Raw genomic sequence first — 12181 nt, 5'->3', positions numbered from 1 at the left:
CGGCTTCGGAACGTTATATATCAATATATACGGGTCTTAGCGGCGCTTAATAGGTGCTCAGCCGTATCGATGGGCAATGGGTCGCTTCCACCCGGACGTCGAACCGAACCACCTCGATATCGACATCGACGAGTACGAAGACGCGTACGTCGTCGGTGACGTTCACGGCTGTCCCGAGCCGCTCGACCGGCTGCTGTCGAAGCTACGCGTCACCGACGACGACCTCGTCGTGTTCGTGGGTGACCTGGTCCGGAAGGGCCCCGACAGCGCGGCGGTCGTCGAGCGCGTCCGCGAGGCGGACAACATGTTCACCGTCCGGGGGAACAACGAGGAGAAGCTGCTGCGCGGCGACAAGTCGCTCGACGCGCTGTCCGAAGCGGACCTCGAGTGGATGGCGTCGCTGCCGGTCGCGATCGAGATCGGGGACAACCTGATCGTCCACGGCGGCGTCGACCCGCGCGAGCCGCTCGACGCGCACACGATCGATGACCTCCAGACCACCCGGTCGCTGGTCCCGGGCGGCAGCTACGACTCTCCGTACTGGTACGAGGAGTACGAGGGGCCGCCGCGCGTGTTCTTCGGTCATACCGTCCTCGACGACCCGGTCCTCACTGAGGGCGCGGTTGGCCTTGATACCGGCTGCGTCTACGGCGGGTCGCTCACGGCCTACGACCTGCGGAACGAGTCCGTGACCGCCGTACCCGCGCTCCGCGGCGGCGTTGAGCGCAGCGACGCCAAGATCGTCGACGTGGCCGAGCTGGGCTGAGCCGCTCGGCGCCCGCTCGGCCGGCAGCGACCGCGAGAGTCCTCCTCGGAACGCCGCGCTCTCGCCGATACGACGCGCTCGCTCCCGGCATCGACGACCGGCCGGCCGCACGCCTGTCACCTCGACGATCGCGTCGACGGCCGACTGACATGGGCGGCGGTCGACGGGCTCCCGCCGGGCGGCCCGCCCTCTCCCAAAGCTTATCTCTCAGCTACGAAACCAAACTCCTGCTATGTCAACACCAGCCACAGACGCCGGGGACGGTCGCGTCGACGGCGACACGACGCTGGCGGCGCTCTCTCACGCGTCGGCGCTGTTCGCCTCCTTCCTCGGGCCGATCCTGTTCCTGATCCTCGCGGACGACGACGACGAACTCGTCACGCAGAACGCGAAGAACTCGCTGAACTTCCAGATCGTCGTCTTCGCCGCGCTCATGCTCGCCGCCGTGCTGAGCTTCGTGTTCGTCGGGCTTCTGCTGTTCCCGATCATCGCGGTTGTCGACCTGGTACTGGTGCTTCTCGCGACCGTGAAGGCCAACGACGGACAGGTCTACTCGTACCCGTTCACGCCGGACATCGTCTGAGGTCGTCGTCTCTTCAGCGCGATGCCGGCGGCTAGCGGGCGGTGACGGAACGAAACGGAAGTGGACTCGAAAACCGACCGCGTTAGAGTTCGTCCTCGAAGTCTTCGAGGGCGAACACGGTGTCGGCCCCGCGGCGGTCGAGCGTCTCGTTGGCGAGGAGCCAGTAGACGACCGACAGCGCGCGGCGGCCCTTGTTGTTCGTCGGGATGACGAGGTCGACGTTCGACAGCTGGTTGTTGGAGTCGCACATCGCGATGACCGGGATGCCGACGGTGATGGCCTCCTTGACGGCCTGCGCGTCACCGATCGGGTCGGTGACGACGACGACGTCCGGCTCGATGTAGCCGGCGTAGTCGGGGTTCGTCAGCGTGCCCGGGATGAAGCGCCCGGTGCGGGCGCGGGCGCCGATGGCGTCCGCGAACTTCTCGGCCGGGAACCGGCCGTACTGCCGCGAGGACGTGACCAGGATCTGCTCCGGGTCGTAGCTCTCGAGGAAGTCCGCGGCCGTGCGGATCCGCTCGTCGGTCAGGCTCACGTCGAGGACATACAGCCCGTCGTCGCGGACGCGGTGGATGAACCGCTCCATGTCCTTCGTCTTCTGCTGGGTCCCGATGTGGACACCGGCGGAGAGGTAGTCCTCGACGGGAATCAGCAGGTCGACGTCGTCGTCGGGCATGACGTCGTCGTCGAACGGGGAGGCCTCCTCTTCGGCCTCCTCTGCGGCCTCGCTCTCGGCGTCGGCAGACGCCCCAGTTTCGGCGTCGGCAGACGCCCCCTCGGCGCCCGCGTCGGCGGTCGGTTCCTCGGTCGTGTCGGCCTCCTCCTCGACCGCCGCGTCGACCGCCTCGGTCTCCGCGTCGTCGTCGAGTTCGACCGCGTCGTTGTCTTCGCTCATGCGTGGTGTGGGCCCGTCATACCGCGTCGTCCGCGATGCGGACCAGTTCGTTCAGCTTGGCGGTGCGCTCGCCGCCGACCGTGCCGGTCTTGATGTAGCCGGCGTCGGTCGCCACGGCGAGGTGTGCGATGGTTGCGTCCTCGGTCTCGCCCGAACGGTGGGAGATGACCGTCTCGTACCCGTTGCGGGCGGCGAGTTCGACCGCGTCGAACGCGTCCGACAGCGTTCCGATCTGGTTCGGCTTGATCAGGATGCTGTTGGCCGCGCCCGCGTCGATCCCGTCCTGAAGTCGCTCGACGTTGGTGACGAACAGGTCGTCGCCGCAGATCAGCGTCCGGTCGCCGACCCGCTCGGTCAGCTCCGCGAACGCCTCGTAGTCGTTCTCGTCGAGCGGGTCCTCGACGTACGCGAGGTCGTACTCGTCGACGAGGCCGGCGACGTACTCGATCTGCTCGTCGGCCGACTTCGTCTCGTCGCCGTAGACGTACGCCTCTCGGTCGTCGTCGTACAGCTCGGCGGCGGCCATGTCGAGCCCGAAGCGGATCTCAAAGCCGACCTCCTCCTCGACCCGGTCGACCGCCTCGTCGACGACCTCGAACGCCTCCGCGTCCGAGATCGGTGGCGCCCACGCGCCCTCGTCGCCCTTCGCCGCGGGCACGCCGCGCTCGTCGAGCACGTCCGCGACAGCCGCGTGGACCGCGGCGTTCGCGAAGACGGCCTCCGAGACGCTCGGCGCCCCGACGGGGGCCGCGAGGAACTCCTGGATGTGGGTCGCCTCCTTGGCGTGCTCCCCGCCGCCGACGACGTTGCCGAGCGGAATCGGGAAGTTCTCGCCGCGGAACGCGCCGCCGAGGTGCTGGTACAGCGGCGCGCCCAGCACGTCGGCCGCCGCCTTCGCCGCCGCCATCGAGATGGCGACCGCGCTGTTGGCGCCGATGGCAGAGAAGTCGTCCGTCCCGTCGGCGGCGCGCAAGGCGTTGTCGACCGCGCGCTGGTCGCCCGCGAAGACGCCTTCGAGGCGCGGCACCGCGTGCTCTCGGGCCTTCGCGATGGACTCGCTCGCGGGCAGTTCGATCGCCTCGTACTCGCCCGTCGAGGCCCCGCTGGGGGCCGCGCCGCGGCCGAAGCCGCCGGACTCGGTGAGCACGTCGGCCTCGACCGTCGGGTTCCCGCGCGAGTCGAGGACGCGGCGGAGCGAGACGCTGGTGATCCGCGTCATCAGCTCTCCCTCCGGACCGTGAACGGGAGCGCGCCCGCGTCGTACTCCTCCGCGGCGACGAGGATCGGCTCCGTCTGGTCGGTGTCGATCAGCACGGGCGCCCCGTAGGACACCTGTAGCGCTCGCGCGCCGAGGATGCGTGCCTTCTCGTATCGATTGTATCGCTGTCCTGACATGGTTACTGGTACGGCGAGACGACGTCGACCAGGTCGCGGTGGCTGACCAGCATGCGCCGGCAGCAGTGCCGGTCGACCCCGAGGTCGTCGAGCACCTCGCCGGGGTCCTCGTCGCCCTCGCGAGCCCGCTCTTTGAACTCCTCCCAGTGTTCACCCACGACGTTGCCGCACGTGAAACACCGGACCGGGATCATCATGACTGGATCACCTCAGCGGTAGGACTTCTGGTAGCGAGCGCGCGCGCCGGGTCCGCCCCACTTCTTGGGTTCGGACTGGCGCACGTCGTTGACCAGCAGGGTGCGGTCGAAGTTCATGTACGCGTCGCGCAGCTCGGCGTCGCCGAGGTGCTGGACGAGGCCGCGGGCGATCGCGGTCCGGGCCGCGTCCGCCTGCCCGCTGAAGCCGCCGCCCTCGACGTCGATGTCGATGTCGACGCCCTCGCGGAGCTCCTCGCCCGCGATGCGGAACGGCTCCAGCATCTTGAGCCGCGCCTGTTCCGGTTCGACCAGCTCGACTGGCTGGGAGTTGATGCGCACGCGGCCCTCGCCCTCGCGCACGGTGGCGCGGGCGACGGCCGTCTTCTTCTTGCCTGAGGTGTTCGTTACCATGTGACGTTGGCTCCCAGAGACTCGGAGATGTCCCCGAGCGTGGTGAATTTGATGTTCGAGAGGCGGTCGAGCGAGGTGCCGTCGAGGACGACGCTCTCGACGTCCTCGTCGCGCTCGTAGGGGTTCCCGACGTACACGCGCACGTTCGAGAACGCCTCGCGACCGTCCTCCGACTTGTACGGCAGCATGCCGCGGATGGCGCGCTTGAAGATCCGGTCCGGGCGCTTGGGGTAGTAGGGCCCGCTGTCCGAGCCGAGCTCCGCGCGCTTGTGGTACGTCTCCATCGTCGACTCCTCGTTGCCGGTGATGACGGCGCGCTCGGCGTTGACGACGGCGACGGTCTCCCCGGCGAGGGCGCGCTGCGCGACCTCGGAAGAGACGCGACCGAGGATACAGTCGCGGGCGTCGACGACGACGTCCGCGTCGATCTTCGCGAGACTCATCGGATCACCCGCACGTCGCTCCCTTCGGGGTTCTGTTCGATGAACTGTTCCAGCGTCACCGCTTCGCCGGCCTGGTCGATCTTCGTCCGGGCGGTCCCGGAGAAGTCGACGGCGGCGACGGTGACGTTCGTTTCGAGCACACCGCTGCCCAGCACCTTGCCGGGGACGACGACCGTCTCGTCTTCCTGAGCGTACCGCTCGATGCGGCCCAGGTTGACCTCAGCGTGCGTGCGCCGTGGCTTCTCCAGTCGGTCGGCGACGTCCTGCCACACGTTGGCACCGGAGCCACGCGAGACCGACTTCAGATCGGCGATGAGGTTCTGTAGTTTCGGGTTCGTCTTGCTACTCATAGCTGTCCCTCCTGAACGGAGAGTTCGTGGAAAACGGAGTGCAGGGAGCAGGATTTGAACCTGCGGACCTCTACAGGACAGCGCCCTGAACGCTGCGCCGTTGGCCTGACTTGGCTATCCCTGCGTGCACTCCATCGTATTCCGGCTCCCTTCAAACCACTTTCGGTCCCGCCGTCCGCCGCGTCGGCCGCGGGCGCTCCGGCGGTCGGAGCGGGGCCGCGGCTGTCGGCGGGGGCGACGGTCAGGGTGTTGGTTCGAAGGGCCGTCATTTCCTTAGACTGCGACTTTCGTCTGTAGTTCGTCCGCGCGCTCCTCGATGGAGTCGATGGCGCGGAGCAGCAGTTCCTCGACGTCGAACGAGCCGTCCGTCTCGATGTGGAAGACGAACGCGCCCGGCACGTCCTCGACCGCGACCTCCTTCCCGGGGAACCGTTCCGAGAGGTCGTTGTCGAACTCGTCCGTGAGCTCGATGTCGCCCTCGGGCGTCTCGATGACGCCGCGGAGGATGTTCGGCTCGTCGTCGTCGAACTCGCCCCGGTCGCCCTCGACCGTGACGCGCTGGAGGTGGCGGTAGCCGACGGAGACGCCGCCCTGGTGTTTGGCGTGCTCCTTGCCGGTGTCGAGGACCGCGTCGGCCTCGAACTCCAACCGCTGTCCCTCCTTCAGCTCGATGATCGGGACGTTCTCGTCGGCGACCTCGACGAGCGGGTCGCTGCTCTCGACGTCGCCGGAGTACGCCGTCGCCGGGCCTTCGACGTCGAGCGCGAGGGTGACCTCGTCGCCGAGTTCGAAGTCGTCGAGCGGCGTCGTCAGGGGCACGAGCCCCAGACGCAGGCCGATCATCTCGTCGAACATGACCGAGGAGTTCTCGACGAACCGAACGGTGTCGATCGAGAACGTCGGGACGTCGGCGATCATCGCGCGGCGGATGCCGTTCGCGAACGCCGGCGTGAGCCCGCGGATCAGCACCCGCGCGCTGCGTTCGTCCCGTTCGACGTACTGGACGTCGAATTCGTCTTCGGTCATGTCAGACTCGCTTGTTCTTCGGCGCCTTCGTCCCGTCGTGCGGGATCGGCGTGACGTCCTCGATGCGCCCGATCTCGACGCCCGCACGCGAGAGCGCGCGGATCGTCGCCTGCGCACCGGGACCGGTGGACTTGTTGAGGTTGCCGCCGGGGCCGCGCACGCGAACGTGCACGCCCTCCAGACCGGCGTCCTTGACGCGCTCGGCGACGACCTCCGCCATCTGCATGGCGGCGTACGGCGACGCCTCGTCGCGGTTCTGCTTCACCACGGTGCCGCCGGACGACTTGGCGATCGTCTCGGCGCCCGTCTCGTCGGTGACCGTGATGAGCGTGTTGTTGAACGACGCGTACACGTGGGCGATGCCCCACTTTCCGTCCTCGGATTCACTCATGGTTGGTTACTCCTGTGACTCCGCGCGCTCGGGGTGGAGATCGTCCGCGAGCGGGCTCGTCTCGTCGAAGGCGATGGCGCCTTCGTCGTCGACGTCCACCTTCACCGACGGGCGCGTGACGCGGGCGCCGCTGACGGTGATGTGGCCGTGGACGATGAACTGGCGGGCCTGCTGGGTCGAGGAGGCGAAGCCCTGTCGGTAGACGACCGTCTGGAGGCGACGCTCCAAGAGGTCGGTCACGTCGAGCGACAGGACCGTCGAGATGTCGTCGTTGTCGCCGAGGATGCCGATGCGGCGAAGTCGAGTGACGAACTCCGCGCCGGCGTCCTGGGCGGCCTCGACGTCGCCCTGCGCCTCGCCGAGCAGCCGTCGGGCCTCCCGACGCATGTTACGCAGCTCGGACTGGGCACGCCAGAACTCCTCTTTATTCTTCAGGCCGTACCGCGAGAGGAGATCGGACTCCTCGGCGATGCGCTCGCCCTGGTACGGGTGGTTCGGCGTCTCGTAGCCCTTGGTGTTCTTTCCGGTGCTCATTCGTCGTCACCGCCTTCGTCGTCCGCCATCTCCTCGCGGATCTCCTCGACGTTGACCCCGATGGTCCCCTCCGAGCGACCCGTGGACTTGGTGCGCTGGCCGCGGACCTTCTGCCCGCGCTTGTGGCGCACGCCCTTGTACGATTCGATGACCTTCATCCGGTTGATGTCGTGACGGCGCTTCTCGCTGACGTCGGTGCCGACGAGGTGCGTCGTCTCTCCGGTGAAGAAGTCGTTCTGTCGGTTCGTCATCCACGACGGGACGTGGTCTTCGAGGTTCTCGGCGATGTCGACCACCGCGTCGATGTCCTCCTCGTCGAGGAGCCCGAACGTGGCGTTGCGGTCCACGTCGGCCTTCTCGGCGACCAGCCGCGCCGTGCGCGTGCCGATGCCGTCGAGTTCGGACAGGCTTCGCTCGACCGTCTTCGTCCCGTCGAGGTCCGCGCCCCCGATCCGAACGAAGTACTGGAGGTCTTCCTCCTCCTCCGGCGAGTCGTCCTGTGATTCTTCCGTGCTCATGTGTTGGTTGTGGTGAGCCCTACCGACGCGAATCGGCGGTACTCGTCCGTTCGAGCGTTGCGGCGGGGATTCGAACCCCGGAGGCAGTGACGCCACAGAGTTAGCAACCCTGCGCCTTGGGCCAGGCTTGGCTACCGCAACCCGCGTTGTATCATCGCCCTTGCGGACTCGGGGCCCGACGCCCCTGCAGTTCGTGCGTTCGTATGCTCCCGCCTTCGGTACTTAAACATCACGAAACGGTCGGGTCGCTGTGGGGGTCTCGCACGGTCAGTTCGCGCGCAGTCCCGCGGGTTCGCGTCTCCGTTCGCGGGGCCGGTCCCCCGTTTCCGTGAGGCGTAGTGTTTAGTGGGTCCCGCGGGAGGGTCCGAGCATGAAGGCCGTTCAGTTCGCCGACCACGGCGACCGCGACGTGATCGAGTACGGCGAGTTCCCCGACCCCGAACCGGACCGCGGCGAGGTGCTCGTCGACGTGAAGGCGGGCGCGTTGAACCACCTCGACGTCTGGACGCGACGCGGGATGCCCGGCATCGACCTGGAGATGCCGCACGTTCCCGGCAGCGACGCCGCGGGCGTCGTCGAGGCCGTCGGCGACGGCGTGACGCGCTTCGAGCCGGGCGACCGCGTCGCCGTGAGCGCCGGCGTCTCCTGCGGGGACTGCGAGTTCTGTCGCAACGGCGAGGAGTCGCTGTGCGTCTCCTTCCACATCATCGGCGAGCACGTCCGCGGCGTCCACGCGGAGAAGGCGACGGTGCCCGCGGCGAACCTCGTCCCGGTCCCGTCCGGCGTCGACTGGGAGGTCGCCGGCTCCGCGTCGCTCGTCTTCCAGACCGCGTGGCGCATGCTCCAGACGCGCGCCGACATCGAGGCCGGCGAGAAGGTGCTCGTCCTCGGCGCCTCCGGCGGCGTCGGCCACGCCGCGGTCCAGATCGCCGACCACGCGGGCTGTGAGGTGTACGCGACCGCCTCCACCGAGGAGAAGCTCTCGCACGCCGAGGACTGCGGCGCAGACCACGTCATCGACTACGAGGCGAACGACTTCGCCGAGGAGGTCGCCGCGCTCACCGGCAAGCGCGGCGTCGACGTGGTCGTCGACCACGTCGGCGAGGCCACCTACCCGAACTCGCTGAAGTCGATGGCGAAGGGCGGCCGGCTCGTCACCTGCGGCGCCACGACCGGCCCGAACCCCGGCGCCGGGCTCAACCGCATCTTCTGGAACCAGCTCTCCGTCATCGGCTCCACGATGGCGACGCCCGGCGAGGTCGACGACGTGCTGGAACTCGTCTGGGACGGCACCTTCGAGCCCCGCGTCCGCGAGGTCCTCCCGATGAGCGAGGCCGCGCGCGCACACGAGATGATCGAAAACCGTGAGGGCTTTGGCAAGGTGGTGCTAAAGCCGGACAGTGAGCTCTGAGACCGACAACGACGACGCGGACGCGACCGCCGACGGTACCACCGACGGCGGCTACGTCCACGTCCCGGGCACCGACGACGGCGCCGACGCGACCGACAGCGCCGGCGCCGGCGGCCCGACCGCCGCCGACGAGCCCGCCGCCGACGGCTTCGGCCGCAAGGGGTGGGCGCTGACGGCGGCGATATTCATCTGCGCGCTCGTCATCCCCGGGATCATCTACGTCTACCCGTACGCCGCGGGCTGGTTCGGTCTCCCCTTCTTCGCGACGTACCTCGCGCTCCCGCTCGTCCCCGCGCTCCTCCTCGGCCTCGTCGCGGTCTGGTCGATGACGGCCGCGACGGCCGACGACGAGCCCTGACCGAGCGGGGCCGGATTGCCCGCGAACGGACGGCCCCGCCGCGGCCGAACGACAACCGTTTTGAACGACACCCGCGCAGTGGTGATATGTTGATCACCGTCTCCGGCCCGCCCGGCAGCGGGAAGAGCACTAACGCCGTCCAACTGGCGGACGCGCTCGGCCTCGGACACGTCTCCGGCGGCGACATCTTCCGCGAGATGGCGGCCGAACGCGACATGACGCCCGTCGAGTTCAACGAGTTCGCCGAGGAGGACCCACAGATCGACCGCGACCTCGACCGCCGGCTCCGCGAGATCGCCGTCGAGCGCGACGACGTGGTCCTCGAATCGCGGCTCGCCGGGTGGCTCGCGGCCGACCACGCCGACTTCCGGTTCTGGTTCGACGCGCCGCTGTCGGTCCGCGCCGAGCGGATCGCGGCGCGCGAGGCGAAGCCGGTCGACCGCGCGCGGACGGAGACGGAGCGCCGCGAGGCCTCCGAGCGCAAGCGGTACCGGGAGTACTACAACATCGACATCGAGGACCTCTCGATCTACGACGCCGCGTACAACACCGCCCGCTGGGGCCCCGAACCGTTCCTCGACGTCCTCGTCGCGACCGTCGAGGCGTACGACCCCGAGGACGACGAGGGGAAATCGCCCGTCGAGGGCGTCGCGTACGACTTCTGAGTCCCCAACCCGCCTCCACATGACAGACGCCTCAGACTCCGACGCCGACGCACTCGCCGACGGGGAGGACCCGCTCAGGGCGCCGCCGGGCGAGCGCTCGGTGCCGGAACTGCTCCGGTTCGGCGTCGTCAACCTCGACAAGCCCGCCGGCCCCTCATCGCATCAGGTGTCGGCGTGGGTGCGCGACGCGATAGACGAAACGCTCGCCGCGCTCGATCCGGCCGGTCCCCCCACCGGCGGCGTCGCCCACTCCGGAACCCTCGACCCGAAGGTCACCGGCTGCCTCCCCACGCTGACCGGGGACGCGACGCGCATGGCGCAGGTGTTCCTCGAAGGCGCGAAGGAGTACGTCGCGGTGCTGGAGCTCCACGGGGCCCCGCCGGCGGACTTCCGCGAGGTGGTCGCGGAGTTCGAGAGCGAGGTGTACCAGAAGCCGCCCCGAAAGAGCGCCGTGAGCCGTCGCCTCCGCACGCGGACGGTCCACGACCTCGACGTGCTGGAGGTCGCCGACCGCCGGGCGCTTCTCCGGATCCGCTGCGAGTCGGGGACGTACGTCCGGAAGCTCTGTCACGACATCGGGCTCGCGACGGGGGTCGGCGCGCACATGGGCCACCTCCGCCGCACCGCCACCGACCCGTTCGACGACCGCGACCTCCGCCCGCTCCAGGACCTCGTGGACGCGCTCGCCTGGGCCGAGGAGGGCGACGACGCGCTCCTCCGCGAGGTGGTCCGTCCCGCCGAGGACGCCCTGACGCACCTCCCCGCGGTGGCGGTCGCGCGGTCGGCCGCCCGCAGCGTCGCGACCGGCGCGCCGGTGTACGCGCCCGGCGTGATCGACGCGGACGACGCGGCGGTCCCCGGAACGGTCAGCGGTCGGGAGCCCGACGCCGACGAGGGCGATCCGCCGCTCGTCGCGTGTTTCACCCCGGACGGCACCGCGGTCTGTCTGGGGCGAGTCGTCGGCGACCCGAGCGCGGACGGCGGGAAGGTCGTCGACTTGGAGCGCGTTCTTTTATAGGTCCGCCACCGCGTCGACGCCGGCGACGCGTTCGACGAGAGCGACGCGCTCGCCGAGGCGGTCGACGCGGCGGGAACGTCACGCGCGACGGTCCGCGCCGAACATGACGGGTACGTCCTCGGCCGGTGCGAGGGGCTGGCCGTCTACGAGGGCGACCCGATCGGGAGTCTCGCCGTCCGGGACGGCGGCGACCCCGTGGCGTCGCGGGACGCCGCCGACGAGTGAAGCGAAGTCCTTAATTACCGGACCGCCGTTCGTCTGCGTGTAGTTAGGGACCGTGGGGTAGTGGTATCCTATGCGGATGGGGTCCGTATGACCTGAGTTCGACTCTCAGCGGTCCCATCAGAAATTTTACCCATTCTCATTATCAGCAGCCTTAGCACCATCTAACGCCCGAAAACCGCATTCGGGGGGTACGCTATGAACCGCCAACCTGGCGGTTCCGACGAAACCGCGCAGTGCCGGTATTGTGACGGTCACGTCTCTGATAGGTTCCGGGCTGTCTTCGGTGACGAAGACGACGTCGCGCACCGGTGTCTCGGGTGTGACTGCTTCCGTCGCATCAGCCGCGGTAGCGCCGCCGGCGTCGACGTCGACCTCGTCGATCCTGCCGAGGATCCGAACCGTAACCGCGGTCAGCGTGTCGGCGCCGCTCTGCGCGCCGACGGAGGTAGCCGATGAGTCGCCCGCGCAGCCAGCCGTGGTACTCAGGCGCGCATCGAGCGCTCGTTCCCGAGGTCGGTCCCGTCGACGAACACGGCCTCTGTGAGTGCGGTCACTGCGATCGCGAACAGAGCTACCGTCTCCCCTGGCCCGAGATCGGAGGCGACGTCGCGTACTGCGGGTATCACGTCGCGCGGTACCGACATCACAACCGAGAGCTCTGGGAGCGTCTCCGTAGCCTCGACGAAGTTGAGGATCCCGATGTCTACGCCGTCGTCGGCAATCGATTCCTGACGCTCGAGGAGGTCCCCGAGGCGATCTCCGTCGACGGCGAGAGGATGCGCCGCGTCGCGCTCGGTGTCGACGGCTGGGCGCTGTTCGACAGCGCTGAGCCCGATGACGACGGGAAAGTCCGATTCGTGACCGTCGATCGGAACCTCGAGCCCCGGGAGTCGGTGGAGATCAGCCGATCGTCCGCCGGCGAGTTCCTGAACTGGTTCCGTGAACACGAGGGCGTTCACGACCTCGACGCAGACGCTCGTCACGCGCTCTACGGA

General features: G+C 68.7%; 19 protein-coding genes, 3 tRNA genes and 1 pseudogene. 9 read left to right on the top strand and 14 right to left on the bottom strand.

Annotated features, from left to right (window positions below; translation table 11 throughout):
- Positions 1–76 precede the first annotated feature (76 nt).
- Positions 77–766 (top strand): metallophosphoesterase family protein, encoded by a 690-nt coding sequence (locus tag EXE48_RS09415; protein WP_053771097.1) that lies wholly within the window; start codon positions 77–79, stop codon positions 764–766.
- A gap of 232 nt (positions 767–998) precedes the next feature.
- A complete protein-coding gene (locus EXE48_RS09410; RefSeq protein WP_053771098.1) occupies positions 999–1349 on the top strand; it encodes a DUF4870 domain-containing protein in 351 nt (116 codons plus the stop codon).
- An 82-nt stretch (positions 1350–1431) separates the two neighbouring features.
- Here EXE48_RS09410 and rpsB read toward each other — a convergent pair whose 3' ends face one another.
- From rpsB to EXE48_RS09345, 13 genes are all read right to left on the bottom strand, one after another.
- Positions 1432–2244 (bottom strand): 30S ribosomal protein S2, encoded by an 813-nt coding sequence (gene rpsB, locus EXE48_RS09405; protein ID WP_053771099.1) that lies wholly within the window; start codon positions 2242–2244, stop codon positions 1432–1434.
- Between the two features lie 16 nt (positions 2245–2260).
- Positions 2261–3463 carry a phosphopyruvate hydratase gene (eno, locus tag EXE48_RS09400; protein ID WP_053771100.1) on the bottom strand — a complete coding sequence of 401 codons (1203 nt, stop codon included), beginning with the start codon at positions 3461–3463 and terminating at the stop codon, positions 2261–2263.
- Entirely contained in the window at positions 3463–3639 is a 177-nt protein-coding gene (locus EXE48_RS09395; RefSeq protein WP_006628057.1) for a DNA-directed RNA polymerase subunit K, read from the bottom strand. The genes eno and EXE48_RS09395 overlap by 1 nt, the downstream gene beginning before the upstream one ends.
- A gap of 2 nt (positions 3640–3641) precedes the next feature.
- The gene (locus EXE48_RS09390) at positions 3642–3836 is read right to left on the bottom strand and encodes a DNA-directed RNA polymerase subunit N (protein ID WP_006628058.1); all 195 of its coding nucleotides are present in this window, start codon (positions 3834–3836) and stop codon (positions 3642–3644) included.
- A gap of 12 nt (positions 3837–3848) precedes the next feature.
- Entirely contained in the window at positions 3849–4247 is a 399-nt protein-coding gene (locus tag EXE48_RS09385; RefSeq protein ID WP_053771101.1) for a 30S ribosomal protein S9, read from the bottom strand.
- Positions 4241–4690 (bottom strand): 50S ribosomal protein L13, encoded by a 450-nt coding sequence (locus EXE48_RS09380; RefSeq protein WP_053771102.1) that lies wholly within the window; start codon positions 4688–4690, stop codon positions 4241–4243. The genes EXE48_RS09385 and EXE48_RS09380 overlap by 7 nt, the downstream gene beginning before the upstream one ends.
- Positions 4687–5040 (bottom strand): 50S ribosomal protein L18e, encoded by a 354-nt coding sequence (locus EXE48_RS09375; RefSeq protein WP_053771103.1) that lies wholly within the window; start codon positions 5038–5040, stop codon positions 4687–4689. Before EXE48_RS09375 ends, EXE48_RS09380 begins: the two co-directional genes overlap by 4 nt.
- Before the next feature lie 39 nt (positions 5041–5079).
- Positions 5080–5164, bottom strand: a tRNA-Leu gene (locus EXE48_RS09370).
- Between the two features lie 149 nt (positions 5165–5313).
- Positions 5314–6066 (bottom strand): DNA-directed RNA polymerase subunit D, encoded by a 753-nt coding sequence (locus tag EXE48_RS09365; protein WP_137704471.1) that lies wholly within the window; start codon positions 6064–6066, stop codon positions 5314–5316.
- Between the two features lies 1 nt (position 6067).
- Complete coding sequence (locus EXE48_RS09360; RefSeq protein WP_004046448.1) at positions 6068–6457, bottom strand: 30S ribosomal protein S11; 390 nt, start codon at positions 6455–6457, stop codon at positions 6068–6070.
- Between the two features lie 6 nt (positions 6458–6463).
- The gene (locus EXE48_RS09355) at positions 6464–6991 is read right to left on the bottom strand and encodes a 30S ribosomal protein S4 (RefSeq protein WP_053771105.1); all 528 of its coding nucleotides are present in this window, start codon (positions 6989–6991) and stop codon (positions 6464–6466) included.
- Positions 6988–7509 (bottom strand): 30S ribosomal protein S13, encoded by a 522-nt coding sequence (locus tag EXE48_RS09350; protein ID WP_053771106.1) that lies wholly within the window; start codon positions 7507–7509, stop codon positions 6988–6990. The genes EXE48_RS09355 and EXE48_RS09350 overlap by 4 nt, the downstream gene beginning before the upstream one ends.
- A 55-nt stretch (positions 7510–7564) precedes the next feature.
- Positions 7565–7650 (bottom strand) — tRNA-Ser (locus EXE48_RS09345).
- 229 nt (positions 7651–7879) lie between these two features.
- Here EXE48_RS09345 and EXE48_RS09340 point away from each other — a divergent pair.
- The 7 genes and pseudogenes from EXE48_RS09340 to EXE48_RS19405 all read left to right on the top strand — a co-directional run bounded on the left by EXE48_RS09340 (position 7880) and on the right by EXE48_RS19405 (position 11642).
- Positions 7880–8920: a zinc-binding dehydrogenase gene (locus EXE48_RS09340; RefSeq protein ID WP_053771107.1), complete on the top strand. Its 1041-nt coding sequence runs from the start codon at positions 7880–7882 to the stop codon at positions 8918–8920.
- Positions 8910–9278 carry a DUF7977 family protein gene (locus EXE48_RS09335; RefSeq protein ID WP_053771108.1) on the top strand — a complete coding sequence of 123 codons (369 nt, stop codon included), beginning with the start codon at positions 8910–8912 and terminating at the stop codon, positions 9276–9278. Before EXE48_RS09340 ends, EXE48_RS09335 begins: the two co-directional genes overlap by 11 nt.
- Positions 9279–9364: 86 nt before the next feature.
- Complete coding sequence (gene cmk, locus EXE48_RS09330) at positions 9365–9943, top strand: (d)CMP kinase (protein WP_053771109.1); 579 nt, start codon at positions 9365–9367, stop codon at positions 9941–9943.
- Between the two features lie 19 nt (positions 9944–9962).
- Positions 9963–10961, top strand: coding sequence for an RNA-guided pseudouridylation complex pseudouridine synthase subunit Cbf5 (locus EXE48_RS09325; protein WP_053771110.1), 999 nt, complete (start codon positions 9963–9965; stop codon positions 10959–10961).
- Positions 10962–11186, top strand: a pseudogene (locus EXE48_RS19315) (succinylglutamate desuccinylase/aspartoacylase family protein); the annotation flags it as partial.
- 46 nt (positions 11187–11232) lie between these two features.
- Positions 11233–11303 (top strand) — tRNA-Pro (locus EXE48_RS09315).
- Positions 11304–11381: 78 nt separating this feature from the next.
- The gene (locus tag EXE48_RS19405) at positions 11382–11642 is read left to right on the top strand and encodes a DUF7563 family protein (RefSeq protein WP_086219721.1); all 261 of its coding nucleotides are present in this window, start codon (positions 11382–11384) and stop codon (positions 11640–11642) included.
- A 26-nt stretch (positions 11643–11668) separates the two neighbouring features.
- Here the strand turns inward: EXE48_RS19405 and EXE48_RS18410 are convergent, their stop codons facing one another.
- Positions 11669–12169, bottom strand: a complete 501-nt coding sequence (locus EXE48_RS18410) for a hypothetical protein (protein ID WP_158295110.1) — start codon at positions 12167–12169, stop codon at positions 11669–11671.
- Positions 12170–12181: the final 12 nt, after the last annotated feature.

Origin of the sequence: Halorubrum sp. ASP1, assembly GCF_005435135.1 — an archaeon.
GTDB lineage: Archaea > Halobacteriota > Halobacteria > Halobacteriales > Haloferacaceae > Halorubrum > Halorubrum tropicale.
The sequence above is the reverse complement of the archived record's forward strand: the minus strand, read 5'-3'. Positions and strand labels throughout refer to the sequence as shown.

What these genes read in the sequence shown, in the direction of transcription:
- EXE48_RS09415 (WP_053771097.1), top strand. Translation starts at nt 77, where the DNA reads ATGGGTCGCTTCCACCCGGACGTCGAACCGAACCACCTCGATATCGAC.
- EXE48_RS09410 (WP_053771098.1), top strand. Translation starts at nt 999, where the DNA reads ATGTCAACACCAGCCACAGACGCCGGGGACGGTCGCGTCGACGGCGAC.
- rpsB (WP_053771099.1), bottom strand. Translation starts at nt 2,244, where the DNA reads ATGAGCGAAGACAACGACGCGGTCGAACTCGACGACGACGCGGAGACC.
- eno (WP_053771100.1), bottom strand. Translation starts at nt 3,463, where the DNA reads ATGACGCGGATCACCAGCGTCTCGCTCCGCCGCGTCCTCGACTCGCGC.
- EXE48_RS09395 (WP_006628057.1), bottom strand. Translation starts at nt 3,639, where the DNA reads ATGTCAGGACAGCGATACAATCGATACGAGAAGGCACGCATCCTCGGC.
- EXE48_RS09390 (WP_006628058.1), bottom strand. Translation starts at nt 3,836, where the DNA reads ATGATGATCCCGGTCCGGTGTTTCACGTGCGGCAACGTCGTGGGTGAA.
- EXE48_RS09385 (WP_053771101.1), bottom strand. Translation starts at nt 4,247, where the DNA reads ATGGTAACGAACACCTCAGGCAAGAAGAAGACGGCCGTCGCCCGCGCC.
- EXE48_RS09380 (WP_053771102.1), bottom strand. Translation starts at nt 4,690, where the DNA reads ATGAGTCTCGCGAAGATCGACGCGGACGTCGTCGTCGACGCCCGCGAC.
- EXE48_RS09375 (WP_053771103.1), bottom strand. Translation starts at nt 5,040, where the DNA reads ATGAGTAGCAAGACGAACCCGAAACTACAGAACCTCATCGCCGATCTG.
- EXE48_RS09365 (WP_137704471.1), bottom strand. Translation starts at nt 6,066, where the DNA reads ATGACCGAAGACGAATTCGACGTCCAGTACGTCGAACGGGACGAACGC.
- EXE48_RS09360 (WP_004046448.1), bottom strand. Translation starts at nt 6,457, where the DNA reads ATGAGTGAATCCGAGGACGGAAAGTGGGGCATCGCCCACGTGTACGCG.
- EXE48_RS09355 (WP_053771105.1), bottom strand. Translation starts at nt 6,991, where the DNA reads ATGAGCACCGGAAAGAACACCAAGGGCTACGAGACGCCGAACCACCCG.
- EXE48_RS09350 (WP_053771106.1), bottom strand. Translation starts at nt 7,509, where the DNA reads ATGAGCACGGAAGAATCACAGGACGACTCGCCGGAGGAGGAGGAAGAC.
- EXE48_RS09340 (WP_053771107.1), top strand. Translation starts at nt 7,880, where the DNA reads ATGAAGGCCGTTCAGTTCGCCGACCACGGCGACCGCGACGTGATCGAG.
- cmk (WP_053771109.1), top strand. Translation starts at nt 9,365, where the DNA reads ATGTTGATCACCGTCTCCGGCCCGCCCGGCAGCGGGAAGAGCACTAAC.
- EXE48_RS09325 (WP_053771110.1), top strand. Translation starts at nt 9,963, where the DNA reads ATGACAGACGCCTCAGACTCCGACGCCGACGCACTCGCCGACGGGGAG.
- EXE48_RS19405 (WP_086219721.1), top strand. Translation starts at nt 11,382, where the DNA reads ATGAACCGCCAACCTGGCGGTTCCGACGAAACCGCGCAGTGCCGGTAT.